This window comes from Streptomyces sp. RPA4-2, from assembly GCF_012273515.2.
In the GTDB taxonomy this organism is placed as follows: domain Bacteria; phylum Actinomycetota; class Actinomycetes; order Streptomycetales; family Streptomycetaceae; genus Streptomyces; species Streptomyces kaempferi.
Window position 1 is genome coordinate 9,782,641 of sequence record NZ_CP050975.2, and the last position, 12,462, is coordinate 9,795,102.

Consider the following 12,462-nt stretch of genomic DNA (forward strand, 5'->3'; position numbering starts at 1 on the left):
ATTGACCGCTGTGCGGACAGCCGTCCGCACGATGTCGGGCAGGCCGGACCAAGGAGGATTCCATGGCCTTCGTGACGGAGGAGAATCTCACCGACCTCGCGGAGAAGCGCTGGGCCACCGCCCATTCGCCCCGGCTCGCCGAACTGACGACGGCGTTGGTGCGGCACCTGCACGCGTTCGCCCGCGAGGTCCGGCTCACCGAGGACGAGTGGACGGCGGCCGTGGAGTGGCTCACGGCGACCGGGAGGATCAGCGACGACAAACGTCAGGAGTTCATCCTCGCCTCCGACGTGCTCGGGCTGAGCACGCTCGTCGTGCAGCTCAACCACCGCTTCGCACCGGCCGCGACGCCCGCCACGGTCCTCGGCCCGTTCCACATCGACGGCTCACCGCCGGCCCCGCACGGCTTCGACATGTCCGACGGTGTCGAGGGCACTCCCTTGTTCGTCACCGGCCGCGTGCTCGGACTCGACGGAACTCCGTTGCCGGACGTCGTCCTGGACGTGTGGCAGGCCGACGCGGACGGCGCCTACGAGTCACAGCTCGCGGACGTCGACGAGGCACGGCTGCGCGCGAAGTACCGGACGCGGTCCGACGGGACGTACTGCGTGCGCACCATCGCGCCGCTCGGTTACGCCATCCCGATGGACGGACCGGTCGGCGCTCTCATCGGCCGGACCGGCATCAGTCACTACCGGCCCGCGCACATCCACTTCCTCATCGACCACCCCGGCCACGACCGGCTGATCACCCACCTGTTCCGGAGCGGCTCGCCCTACCTCGACAGCGATGTCGTGTTCGGGACCAAGGACGAACTGGTCGTGGACTTCAGCGAGCATCCGGCCGGCCCGGCCCCGGACGGGAGCACCGTCGACGCGCCTTATCTGCATGCCGAGTTCGACTTCGTGCTGCAGCCCTCGGCCTCGGGCGGGACGCGGCCGTGAACTTCGGCCTTCTCCTGTTGCGGCTGCTTCTCGCCGCGCTCCTGTGCGGCCATGGCGCCCAGAAACTGTTCGGCCGGTTCGGCGGGGCCGGCCCCGACGCAACGGCCGCCGTCTTCGAACGATGGGGCTTCGTACCCGGCCGGCCCATGGTCCTGCTCGCGGGGCTGGCGGAGCTGACCGGAGCGGCGTCGCTCGCGACCGGCCTGCTCACTCCCGGCGGCTGCGCCGTCATCGTCGGCACGATGACGGTGGCGGCCGTGGCGACCGCCCCGAACGGGTTCTGGGCGCAACAGGGCGGCTGCGAGGTCCCGTTCTGGTACGGCGCGGCGGCCGCCGTCCTCGGCTACACCGGTCCGGGCGCATGGTCCCTCGACCACGCCGTCGGCCTCGACACACTCCACGGCCCCGGCTGGGGAACCGCCGCGCTCGCCGTCGGGTCGGCCACCGCCGCCGTACCTCTCGTCCTCCGGTCGCGGGTGCTGCGCACCCGGGCACAGCACCACAACGAGGTGACTTCATGACGATCGACACCCCGCACCCCGACGACCTCACCGCCGGACGCCCCCTTCTCTTCCGCAACGCCACCGTGCTGTCCATGGATCCCGCGATCGGCCTGCTGGAGGGCGGAGACGTCCTGGTGCGCGGGGAGCGCATCGAACGGGTCGGGCACGCGTTGACGGCACCCGAGGACGCGGTCGTGGTGGACGCCACCGGCGGCATCCTGATGCCGGGCATGGTCGACACACACCGGCACATGTGGCAGACGGCGCTGCGCGGGTTCGGCGCGGACTGGACGCTGTCCCAGTACTTCGTCTTCTACTACCTGAACTGGGGCAAGATCTTCCGCCCCGAGGACGTCCACGCGGGCAATCTGCTGTCGGCCGTCGAGGCGCTCGACGCGGGCGTGACCACGACGGTGGACTGGTCGCACGGACTGCGCACTCCCGAACACGGGGACGCGGCCGTCGAGGCGCTGCGGGCCGTGCCGGGCCGCTTCGTCCTCGCCTACGGCAACCTCCTGGGCGCGCCGTGGGAGTGGGCGACGGCCCCGGAGATGCGCAGGTTCGTGGACCGTCACTTCTCCGCGCGGGACGACATGCTGGGCCTCCAGCTGGCGTTCGACGTCACGGGCGACGCGGCGTTCCCGGAGAAGGCCGCGTTCGAGGCCGCCCGTGAGCTCGGCGTGCCGGTCACCACCCACGCCGGGGTCTGGGGCGCGACGGGCGACGACGGCATCCGCCTGATGTGGGACCACGGGTTCATGACCCCCGACGTCACCTATGTGCACTCCGCCACGCTCAGCGAGGACTCCTACCAGCGGATCGCCGCTTCCGGCGGCAGGGTGTCGGTGTCGGCGGAGAGCGAGCAGAACGCCGGACAGGGCTACCCGCCCACCTGGCGGCTGCGCCGGCACGGCATCCCGGTGTCGCTGTCGATGGACACCAGCGTGTGGTTCAGCGCCGACCTCTTCTCCGCGATGCGGGCCACACTCTCCGCCGACCGCGCCCGCGAGCACCTGGAGGCCCACGCGGCCGGCGAGACGGTGGTCCATCACACGCTGCGGGCGCAGGACGTCGTCGAGTGGGCCACCCTCGGTGGCGCGCGGGTCCTCGGCCTCGACGACCGGATCGGCTCGCTGACACCGGGGAAGAAGGCGGACCTCGTACTGATCAGGAACGACCGCGCTCCGGCCATGTTCCCGCTCCTGCACCCCTATGGGCATGTGGTGTACCAGGCCCAGCGGGCCGACGTGGACACGGTCGTCGTCGACGGCAGGGTCGTGAAGTACCGGCACGAACTGCTCGGTGTCGACCTGCCCAGGGCGCGCGAGGCCGTGGGCGCCACGGTCGAGTACGCCCGCAGGGCGCTGGGCGAGAAGGCGTGGCGGGAGGCGCTGGAGCCGGAGATCCCGCGCACCGAGCCGGTCTCGAACCCGTACACCTACAGCACGTATCGCGGCGAGGGTGTCGCCGTGCGGCAGGAGGAGTCCTAAGCCATGACCGACGGTGTGCGCGGGCCGCTCGACGGGCTGCTGGTGGCGGATTTCTCGCGGATCCTGGCGGGTCCGTACGCGACGATGCTGCTGGCGGACCTCGGCGCCGACGTGGTCAAGGTCGAGGGCCCGGCGGGGGACGACACCCGTACCTGGACGCCACCCGTGAGGGACGGGGTGTCGACGTACTACCTGGGCGTCAACCGGGGGAAGCGGTCGGTCGTCCTGGACTTCCGCGACCCGCGGGACGCCCGGCTCGCCAGAGAACTGGCCCGGCGGGCGGACGTGGTGATCGAGAACTTCAAGCCGGGCGGCCTGGCCCGCTATGGTCTGGACCACGCCTCGGTGAGCACCGTGAACCCCGGCGTGGTCTACGCCTCGATCAGTGGATTCGGTACGGGCCCGGGGCGGGACGTTCCCGGGTACGACCTGATGGTGCAGGCGATCTCCGGACTGATGAGTCTCACCGGCGACCCCGAGGGGCCCGCGTACCGGGCCGGCATCTCGGTGTTCGACGTGATGGCCGGAAACCACGCGGCCATCGGGATCCTCGCCGCACTGCGCCACCGCGACGCCACCGGAAACGGTCAGCTGGTGGAGGTGAACCTGCTGTCCTCGGCGCTGACCGGGCTGGTCAACCACAGCTCCGCGTACGCCGCCGGCGGGACCGTGCCGTACCGGATGGGCAACGCGCACCCCAGCGTGTTCCCCTACGAGCCGTTGCCGACCGCCGACCGGGACCTGATCGTCACCGCCGCCAACGACGGACAGTTCCGCAGGCTGTGCGAGGTGCTCGGCATCCCCGGGACCGCCGACGACCCCCGCTTCCGCCACAACGCCGACCGCACCGAGCGGCGTGAGGAGCTGCGGCCGATCCTGGTGGAGCGTCTGAGGACGCGCGGCGCTCTGGAGTGGTTCGACCTGCTGGTGGCCGCGGGGGTGCCGTGCGGGCCGATCAACACGATCGACGGCGGCTTCGCCATGGCCGAACGCTTCGGGCTCGACCCGGTGGTCGAGGTCGGTGAGGGCGAGCGGGCGGTGCCCACGACCCGGCACCCGATCCGCTTCTCCAGGACACCGGCCGCCTACCGGCTGCCGCCGCCCGCCCTCGACGAACACGGCGAGGACGTACGCAAGTGGCTGGAGAGCGGCGAGGACGTGCGCGCAGGGCTGGAGGACGGCGATGCCTGAGTACCCGACAGCGCTCGGCGCCTCGTCCCTGGACCGGATCACCCTGCTCGGCCACGACCTCGCCGAGGAGGTCATGGGTGAGGTCGGCTTCGGTGAGCTGGCGTTCTGGCTCGCGACGCAGCGCCGGCCGGCCAAGGGCGAGATCCGGGTCTTCGAGGCGGTGCTCGCCGCACTCGCCGATCACGGGTTCACGCCGACGGCCATCACGGCACGGCTGACCTTCCTCTCCGCTCCGGACTCCGTCCAGGGAGCGCTCGCGGCCGGACTTCTGGGGGGCGGTTCGCGCTTCCTGGGCGTCACCGAGGACTGCGGCAGGTTCCTGCACGACGTCCTGGCCGGTGTGGAGGGCGGTCATCCGGACGACGACGCGGAGTGGGACGCGCTCGCCCTGACCGCGGTGCGGTCGGCGCGGGAGGCGGGCCGCCTCGTTCCGGGGCTGGGCCATCACGTGCACAAGCAGGGCGACCCCCGCACGGCCCGGCTGTTCCGGATCGCCCAGGAGGAAGGGATGTCCGGCCCGCATCTGTCCCTCTTCGCCGCCATCGGCCGCGTACACCACCAGGTACTGGGCAGGACGTTGCCGCTCAACGGCGCCGGGGTGTGTGGGGCCGCGCTCGCGGATCTCGGCCTGCCTCTGGAGCTGCTGCGTGCCTTCGCCCTGCTCGCCCGCACCGCCGGACTCATCGGCCAGCTCGCCGAGGAACTGCGCGATCCGGTCGCGAAGGACATCTTCCTGTCCGTGGACCTCAACAACCGATCGGTTCCGCCGCGGCCTTATGACGGGTAGGCGGTCACTGCGCACCACTTGTCACAGATGAAAGCCTCTTCTGGTCAATTGCCTGAAAGGCGCGGATTCAGTCGGTTCGATGACTCCCTCCGCGTCTGGATCCGAGCGCGGAGATGGAGCGCGGGTTGTTCCGCCCGGCCACTTCCTGTGGCCCTGGCCGCTGCGGCGTCGGCGCGGCGGCCTCCCGCATCCATGCCGCCCTCTAGGGCTACCTGAGGAATGTGGCGATGACCAGCACGGACATGGTGACGCAAGGCGATCAGGCGAGCGCGGTCGAGAGGTCGGACTCGGCGATCGCGATGCTGGACGACCAGGGGACGGTGGTGGGATGGACGCGGGCCGCCGAGCGGCTTGTCGGATACACCGCCGGTGACGTGGTGGGCCGGTCCGCGGCGCTCGTCCTGCCGTCCGCCGGGAAGGCGCCGACGATAGCGGCGTTCGTGGAGCGCTGCCGTGCCCGGAACGGCTGGTCGGGGACCACGGCGGTGCGTCACCGCGACGGCCGTGTGCTCAATGTCAGCCTGAGGATCTCGATGCTGTGGGGGCAGAACGGGGCAGTCCGGTGGCTCGTGTCTCTGACCGACATCGGCAAGCTGTCGTGGGGCGCGATGAGCGAGTCCGTGCGGGATTCGCTTCTCGCCCGCACCCCGATCGGTGTCGTCGTGCGTGACCCGGACCTGCGGTGCACCTGGGTGGACGACACCATGGAGCGCCACGACGGCGTCTCACGCGAGCGAAGGCTCGGGTCTCGATTCACCGAGGTGCTGCCCGGTGCCCAGGCGGAGACGCTCGAGACGATGATGCGGCAGGTACTGAAGACCGGCACCACCAGGGTCCAGGAGTACCGGCTGAGGCTTCCGTCGGATCCGCGCAAGGAACACACGTTCGCCGTTTCGATCTTCTGTCTCCAGGACGCCGACGCCCAGGTGCTGGGAGTGTGCGTCATCAGCATCGACGTCACCGAGAGCCGTCGGGCGCGCGAGCGCCTCTCCATCCTCAGCGAGGCCAGTACGCGCCTCGGCCACACCCTCGACGTGATGCAGACCAGTCAGGAACTGGCCGACCTCGCCGTTCCCCTGCTGGCCGACTATGTCGCCGTCGACCTGGAGCAGTCGGTCCCCTTCGGCGAAGGACCGCCGGTCCACATCGGCTCGACGGGCGAGCGCCTCGTCTTCCGACGTGCCGGCCTGGCCTCGATCCACCAAGGGATCCCCGAATCTCCCTGGGCGCTCGGTGAACCGGTCCGCGTGCCACCCGTCTCACCCTTCATGGACGTCCTGCGCACCGGGAGGTCCCACCTGGAGCCGTGTCTGGGCAGCGCTCCGGCCGCATGGATCGAGGAGGACCCGGAACGGGCGCGGAAGGTCCACGAGAACGGTATGCACTCCCTGATGGTGGTACCCATCCGCGCACGGCACGCCCTGCTTGGGGTGGTGCTGTTCATCCGGACCGAGGACCCCGGGCCGTTCCAGGACGTCGATCTGCTCCTCGCCGAGGAACTCGTCAGCCGCGTCGCGCTGTCACTGGACAACGCACGCCAGTACGCTCGCGAGCACACAGCGGCCCTCGCGCTCCAACGCACCCTGCTTCCCCACCGGTTGAGGGGCGGCACGGCGGTCGAGACGGCGTCGCGCTACCTGCCCGCCGACATCGAGAACGGCGTCGGGGGCGACTGGTTCGATGTGATTCCCCTGTCCGGAGCCCGGGTGGCCCTAGTCGTCGGCGATGTCGTCGGACACGGCATCAACGCCGCCGCGAACATGGGCCGCCTGCGCACCGCCGTACACACGCTCGCGGACATGGAGCTGCCTCCCGGCGAACTGCTGGCCCACCTCGACGACACGGTCCAGCGACTGGCCGAGGAGGACGCCGACGTCTCGGACCAGCCGCCCGCGGTGGTGGGCGCCACCTGTCTGTATGCCGTCTACGACCCGGTCACTCGCCGGTGCACCATGGCGCGGGCCGGACACCCCCCGCCCGTGATCGTCGACCCGGACGGGACGGTCACCTTCCCCGACCTTCCCACCGGAACCCCCCTGGGCATCGGGCTGGGGGTCCCCTTCGAGTCCGTGGAGCTGGAACTGCCGGAGGGGAGTGTCCTCGCGCTGTACACGGACGGTCTGGTCGAGACCCGCGACCAGGACATCGACGTGGGGATGTGGCGCCTGGGCGCCGCCCTCGCGGAACCGGGCCGCTCCCTGGAGGACCTGTGCACCCGCGCGACGGAGACCCTGCCGGGGGAGGCGCCGTCGGACGACGTCACCCTGCTCCTCGTCAGGACCCGCTCGCTCAGCCCGGCCCGGGTCGCCTCCTGGACGCTGCCGAACGACCAGAGTTCCGTCGGCAGCGCCCGGCGCCTGGCAGCCCGTCAGCTGGCGGCGTGGGGCCTGGAACGTCTCGAGGACCCCACGAAGCTGATCGTCAGTGAGCTGGTCACCAATGCCGTTCGCCACGCCACGGGCCCGGTCGGTCTGCGCCTGATCCGGCACCAGGTCCTGACCTGTGAAGTGACCGATGCGAGCGTCTGCTCCCCGCGTCTGCTCCGCTCGGGCTCCGACGACGAGAACGGCCGGGGCCTCCTCCTGGTCGCCCAGCTGTCCCGCAGATGGGGTTCTCGCTCGGTGTCGGGCGGCAAGGTCGTCTGGGCCGAGGAAGGCCTGGCCTCCGTACCCTCACACGCACGGGCAGGGGGCGCGCCGCCCGTACCGGAGGACCGACCGGTGCCCGTCTCGCCGTCGCGGGCATCCGGTGTATGCGTCAACCAACGGGAGTGACCAACGGGAGTGACCAGCGGGAGTGACCAGGGTGTGTGATCGCTCCCTGGTGACCGGTCACGGGACGTTCGCGGTTCGGCGAGCCGAACGCCTAGCATGAAGCAGAAGCACTGAAATTTTGAGCCCTTGCCCCTGTGTGCGGGATGCGCCGTGAAGGATCCGGAGATCGATTACCAGGGCATCTTCGATGCGTCACCCAGCGCGATGCTGGTGCTCACGCCCGATCTTGTCATCGTGGATGCGAACGTGTCCTACCAGGACCTGGTCGGCCGCGCGCGACACCAACTGGTCGACCGGTACGTGTACGACGCCTTCCCGAAGGACCCGGAAGGCCCGGACGATCTCAAGGCGTCGCTGCGACGGGTGCTGGAGACCCGCGCCCAGGACGTCGCGGGGCCGATGCGCCACGACGTGGAGGAGGCGGATCGGCCGGGGGTGTTCGAGGAGCGCTACTGGAGCCCGATCAACGCCCCGGTCCTGGACTCCGAGGGAAACATCGTGCTGGTCGTGCACCGTCTGGAAGAGATCACCGATGTCGTGCGCGCCTGCGGTCCGGAATCGGACAAGCGGCGCCTGCGGACACAGTTCGAGCTGTACGCGCGCTCCCGTGAGCTGCAGCAGGTCAACGAACGGCTGCGGCAGGCCAACGCTCGCGAGAGGCAGGTCGCCCTCGCACTTCAGGACGCGATGCTGCCCGCGCCCGAGCGGCTCGACCGTCACCAGGCGGCGGTGCGCTATCGGCCCGCCGAGGACACCCTGAACGTCTGCGGCGACTGGTACGAGGTGACACAGCTCGCCTGCGGGGCCGCTGCCGTCGCGGTCGGTGACGTCGTGGGGCACGGCCTGGCGGCGGCAGGAATCATGGGCCAGCTGCGCAGTGCCCTGAGCGCGGCCATGCGCGTCGTCGACGGGCCCGCCACCGCACTCGACGGTCTGGACATGTACGCGCGTTCCCTCGCCGGCGCCCTCGCCAGCACCGCCGTGCAGACCGTCATCGACGAGAGCGGCCACCGCATCACCTACAGCAGCGCGGGCCACCCGCCGCCGGCCCTGGCCCACCCGGACGGCACGGTGCAGTTCCTGGACCGGGCGACGGATCCGCCCCTGGGGGCCCGCCCCGAACACAGCGCCCGTCCGCAGGCCACGACCACCTACGCCGACGGCGCCGTACTCGTCCTCTACAGCGACGGGCTGATCGAGCGCCGCCGCGAGGACATCGACCAAGGCCTCCAGCGTCTCGCCGACCACCTCGCCCGGCACCACAAGGACGACGCCGAGGACCTGGCGGAAGGGCTGACCACGCTGAGCGCCGCCACCGATGACACGGTCGTGGTCGTCGTCCGCCTCTGACGCCGCCGACGACACCTGATCCGTGTCCGCGGCCGGGAATTCTGCCTCCGTGGCCGATTGCCGCCGTCGACCCCCCGGCGACCTCGCGGGACTGCGGCACAATGACGGTAGGCGCCCGCCCAGGCAGGTCAGGACGAGAGAGGCGACGACGTGGTGCAGTGGCAGGGGACCAACTTCACCGTGGACGGACACGAGCCGACCAGCGCCGAGGAGTACTACCGGATCGGCCTGCACTGCTGGGACAGCGCGGAGCACCGCGACGCGGCCACCGCCTTCCTGGAAACCGCGGCGGCCAACGGTCACAGCGCCGCCGTCGAGCTCCTGGGGCACATCGACTACGTGCGGGGGCAGTACGCGAACGCGGTGCCACGGCTGCGGCAGAGTACCGGTTCACCCCGAGCGGCCTACTACCTCGCCTCGCTCTACCACCAGGGATGCCCCCAGGCGGGCATCCCCCAGTCGCTCGACGAGGCAGCCCGCTGGTACCGCTCCTCGGCCGAACTGGGCGAGCCCGAAGCGATGCTGGCTCTGGGCGACCTGTACCTGGAGCGGCTGCTTCCCGTGACCCGCACCCCCGCGGAGCACGCCCTCGAGTACTTCCTGGCGGCCGCGGCACGCAATCACCCCTACGGCCAGTACCGTGCCGCCGAGGTCTACCGCACCCTCTACCAGGACGCCCAGAGCGCCGCCGCGCTGTACCAGGCCTGCGTGGACAACCCGATGACCGCACGTCACTCACTGGGGTCGATGATGACCCTGCAGAGTCAGGCACACCTGCGGGAGATTTCGGCGAACAGGACGGCCGGGCTGCTGCAACAGCGTCGCGACACCGTCAACCCCCCGCACCACCGAGGCGACTTCTACTGAGCGCCACGGGTCCGGGGAGGGAGTGCGCGGACGACGAAGTGCTCTCGGCGCTCGGGCCGGGAATCCCTCCGCGATGTCAGATCCGCCAGGAACGCAGGACATCCGCGACGGCGTAGATCGGCAGGCGGGTCTCCCGGACCTTTCTGATCAGGTCCGACAGGCTGCCGTAGGGAGGATCGATCCCTTCGCCGGACTGGTCCATGTACTGGGCCGCGACGAACGCAGCGAAGAGGCTGTTGCGGTGCGGGAGCGGCTCGAGACGTACGACGGTGTGCAGAAGCGCTGCCGCGCGCCACGCCGCGTCGGGATTGGAGGTCTGAAGGGTCGGCATGCGCGTCTTGTGCCTGGCGACGGCCGCGACCAGGGCCGAGTAGTCGGTGACCGACACGTCGTCAGTCCCCAGGGCGGCTTCTTGGACGTCCAGCAGCCAGGAGACATCGATGTACAGGATTTCGCTCATCAGGCTGCGGCGACCCCATCGCCGCGCTGCGAGGGTGGGACCTCGTCGGGGAACGCCTCGTCGAACTCGGCGTGCAGCTTGTCCGCCCACGAGGTGGCGCCGGCGACGAACCGCTTGCGGTGCATCTCCCGGACGCCGAGATCGTGCATGTACTGCTTCAGGCTCTTGCCTTCCGCCGAGGCGGCCGCGCGCACACCTTCCATTTCCTCGTCGGTGAACGTCACATTCAGTGATGGCATAGCAAGCATGGTACCTACCAGGTACCTACGAAGCCAGAGGGGGGTGAAAGTCCGGCGTCCTGGGCGTCCGGGGGCGCCGATACGGGTGTCGACGCATCTCCGGGTGCAACCTTCGGGTTGCTCCTGGAGACTTGATGTGCAACCCTTGAGTTGCACTCGAAATCGACATGGACGGAGTTCCCTCATGAGCGAGGACCGCATCGAACGCGAGACGCTGATCGCGGCACCCCTGGAGCGGGTCTGGGCGCTGGTTGCCCAGCCCGGATTCTGGGTGGCCGACAAGTCGAGCCTTCCCGGCACCGTGGCCAGGGCGGGAGAGTCGATGATCGCGAAGAACGCGGAACACGGCGACTTCCCGGTGCGGGTGGAGAAGGTCGAGCCGCCGACGTACCTGGCGTACCGCTGGACGAGCGCGTTCCCCGGAGAAGAACTGCGCGAGGACAACAGCACCCTCGTGGAGTTCACCTTGTCCCAGGAAGGCGACCGGACGCGACTGCGCGTCGTGGAGAGCGGGTTCGCGGCACTGGCCGGGTCCGAGGAACTGCGCAGCCAGAACGTGAAGGACCACAGCGAAGGCTGGCCCCTGGAACTCGGCGCGCTCAAGACGCGTGCCGAACAGCCCTCCACGTGACCGAAGAACGTCCTGGCGCCGCCGAGGTCGTCGACAGCGTCCTTGTCGCGCTCGCCGACCCGACGCGACGCCAACTGCTCGAACTGCTCGCCGCGCGGGGCGAGGCCACCGCGACGACACTCGCCGAAGGGCTTCCCGTCTCGCGGCAGGCGGTGGTCAAGCATCTCTCGGTCCTGGACGCCGCCGGGCTGGTCACCGGCGGCCGGGTCGGACGCGAGGTGCGCTACGCGGTGCGGCCCGCGGCCCTGAGCGCCACGGCCCGTTGGATGGCCACGCTCGCGGCCGACTGGGACCGGCGACTGGCCAACATCAAGCACATCGCCGAGGAGGCGGAGCGGGAGGCGCGAAACGAGGGGAGCGCCCCGGGCCCGTCACAGGACCGGAACATGTGAGGAGCCGCCCGGCGCGCGAACGGTCACCCCGTCAGGCGGGTGACCGTTCGCCCACATGTGCCCGTAGGGCCGGGGGCGCGTCTCGACCTACGCTGTCCGTGGCGACCGCAAACGGGAACGGCACGCGCCCGGCAGTCGCGGTCCGCGGTTCGTGGTTCGGTTCGGCGTCGAGGGAGGCCGCTCATGGCCAGCGCGTTTCAGGAGCGCAAGCTCAAGGGGATGTTCGCCGCGTTCGACGCGGACGGTGACGGCTACCTGCGCCAGGACGACTTCACGGCGCTCGTCGCCCGCTGGAGCCTGCTCCCGGCAGTGGGGCCCGGGACACCACTGCGCGCGCGGGTCGAGACGTTGCTGATGGGTTGGTGGGACGCCCTTCTGGAGGCCGGGGACGCCAACGGTGACGGCACGGTCGACATGAGTGAACTGCTCTCCCTCGTCGACCGGTTGCCCACCATGGCCGAGGCCGTCACCGCGACCGCCGACACCGTCTTCGACGCCGTGGACGCCAACGGTGACGGCCGCATCTCCCCGGAGGAACACCACAGGCTCGTGGAGACCTGGAACGGGCGGCCCGCGGACATGACCGGTGTCTTCGAACTGCTCGACCCGAACGGCGACGGGCACCTCGGCCGTGAGGAGTTCGCCTTTCTCTGGCGCCAGTTCTGGACCAGCGACGACCCGGCGGAACCGGGCAACTGGCTCTGCGGCCGCTTTCCCGGATGACAGCTGACACCTGACGGCTGTCGGCGCTTGATCCGGCGCCTGTCCGGCGGCCCGGCCGATGTGGTGCGCAGGGGGCGACGCGACCAGCTCGGAGTGGGCGAGGGTGACGGC

General features: G+C 70.5%; 13 protein-coding genes. 11 read left to right on the forward strand and 2 right to left on the reverse strand.

What is annotated here, in order from left to right; genetic code table 11:
* Positions 1–62 precede the first annotated feature (62 nt).
* The 8 genes from HEP85_RS43245 to HEP85_RS43280 all read left to right on the forward strand — a co-directional run bounded on the left by HEP85_RS43245 (position 63) and on the right by HEP85_RS43280 (position 9,906).
* Positions 63–944: a dioxygenase gene (locus HEP85_RS43245; RefSeq protein WP_168533019.1), complete on the forward strand. Its 882-nt coding sequence runs from the start codon at positions 63–65 to the stop codon at positions 942–944.
* Positions 941–1,465 carry a DoxX family protein gene (locus HEP85_RS43250; protein ID WP_329294521.1) on the forward strand — a complete coding sequence of 175 codons (525 nt, stop codon included), beginning with the start codon at positions 941–943 and terminating at the stop codon, positions 1,463–1,465. The genes HEP85_RS43245 and HEP85_RS43250 overlap by 4 nt, the downstream gene beginning before the upstream one ends.
* Positions 1,462–2,937 carry an amidohydrolase family protein gene (locus HEP85_RS43255; protein ID WP_168533021.1) on the forward strand — a complete coding sequence of 492 codons (1,476 nt, stop codon included), beginning with the start codon at positions 1,462–1,464 and terminating at the stop codon, positions 2,935–2,937. Before HEP85_RS43250 ends, HEP85_RS43255 begins: the two co-directional genes overlap by 4 nt.
* Before the next feature lie 3 nt (positions 2,938–2,940).
* Entirely contained in the window at positions 2,941–4,128 is a 1,188-nt protein-coding gene (locus HEP85_RS43260) for a CaiB/BaiF CoA-transferase family protein (RefSeq protein ID WP_168533023.1), read from the forward strand.
* The gene (locus tag HEP85_RS43265; protein WP_168533025.1) at positions 4,121–4,915 is read left to right on the forward strand and encodes a citryl-CoA lyase; all 795 of its coding nucleotides are present in this window, start codon (positions 4,121–4,123) and stop codon (positions 4,913–4,915) included. The genes HEP85_RS43260 and HEP85_RS43265 overlap by 8 nt, the downstream gene beginning before the upstream one ends.
* Before the next feature lie 227 nt (positions 4,916–5,142).
* Positions 5,143–7,689, forward strand: a complete 2,547-nt coding sequence (locus HEP85_RS43270; protein WP_168533027.1) for a SpoIIE family protein phosphatase — start codon at positions 5,143–5,145, stop codon at positions 7,687–7,689.
* A gap of 150 nt (positions 7,690–7,839) precedes the next feature.
* A complete protein-coding gene (locus HEP85_RS43275; protein ID WP_168533029.1) occupies positions 7,840–9,039 on the forward strand; it encodes a PP2C family protein-serine/threonine phosphatase in 1,200 nt (399 codons plus the stop codon).
* 150 nt (positions 9,040–9,189) lie between these two features.
* Positions 9,190–9,906, forward strand: a complete 717-nt coding sequence (locus HEP85_RS43280) for a tetratricopeptide repeat protein (RefSeq protein ID WP_168533031.1) — start codon at positions 9,190–9,192, stop codon at positions 9,904–9,906.
* Positions 9,907–9,982: 76 nt separating this feature from the next.
* Here the strand turns inward: HEP85_RS43280 and HEP85_RS43285 are convergent, their stop codons facing one another.
* Positions 9,983–10,366: a toxin Doc gene (locus HEP85_RS43285; RefSeq protein ID WP_168533033.1), complete on the reverse strand. Its 384-nt coding sequence runs from the start codon at positions 10,364–10,366 to the stop codon at positions 9,983–9,985.
* Positions 10,366–10,605: a hypothetical protein gene (locus HEP85_RS43290; RefSeq protein WP_168533035.1), complete on the reverse strand. Its 240-nt coding sequence runs from the start codon at positions 10,603–10,605 to the stop codon at positions 10,366–10,368. Before HEP85_RS43290 ends, HEP85_RS43285 begins: the two co-directional genes overlap by 1 nt.
* A gap of 184 nt (positions 10,606–10,789) precedes the next feature.
* Here HEP85_RS43290 and HEP85_RS43295 point away from each other — a divergent pair, with 184 nt between their 5' ends.
* From HEP85_RS43295 to HEP85_RS43305, 3 genes are all read left to right on the forward strand, one after another.
* Positions 10,790–11,236, forward strand: coding sequence for an SRPBCC domain-containing protein (locus tag HEP85_RS43295; RefSeq protein ID WP_168533037.1), 447 nt, complete (start codon positions 10,790–10,792; stop codon positions 11,234–11,236).
* Positions 11,233–11,628, forward strand: a complete 396-nt coding sequence (locus tag HEP85_RS43300; protein WP_168533039.1) for a helix-turn-helix transcriptional regulator — start codon at positions 11,233–11,235, stop codon at positions 11,626–11,628. The genes HEP85_RS43295 and HEP85_RS43300 overlap by 4 nt, the downstream gene beginning before the upstream one ends.
* A 183-nt stretch (positions 11,629–11,811) precedes the next feature.
* Positions 11,812–12,351, forward strand: a complete 540-nt coding sequence (locus HEP85_RS43305; protein ID WP_168533041.1) for an EF-hand domain-containing protein — start codon at positions 11,812–11,814, stop codon at positions 12,349–12,351.
* The last annotated feature ends 111 nt before the right edge of the window (positions 12,352–12,462 follow it).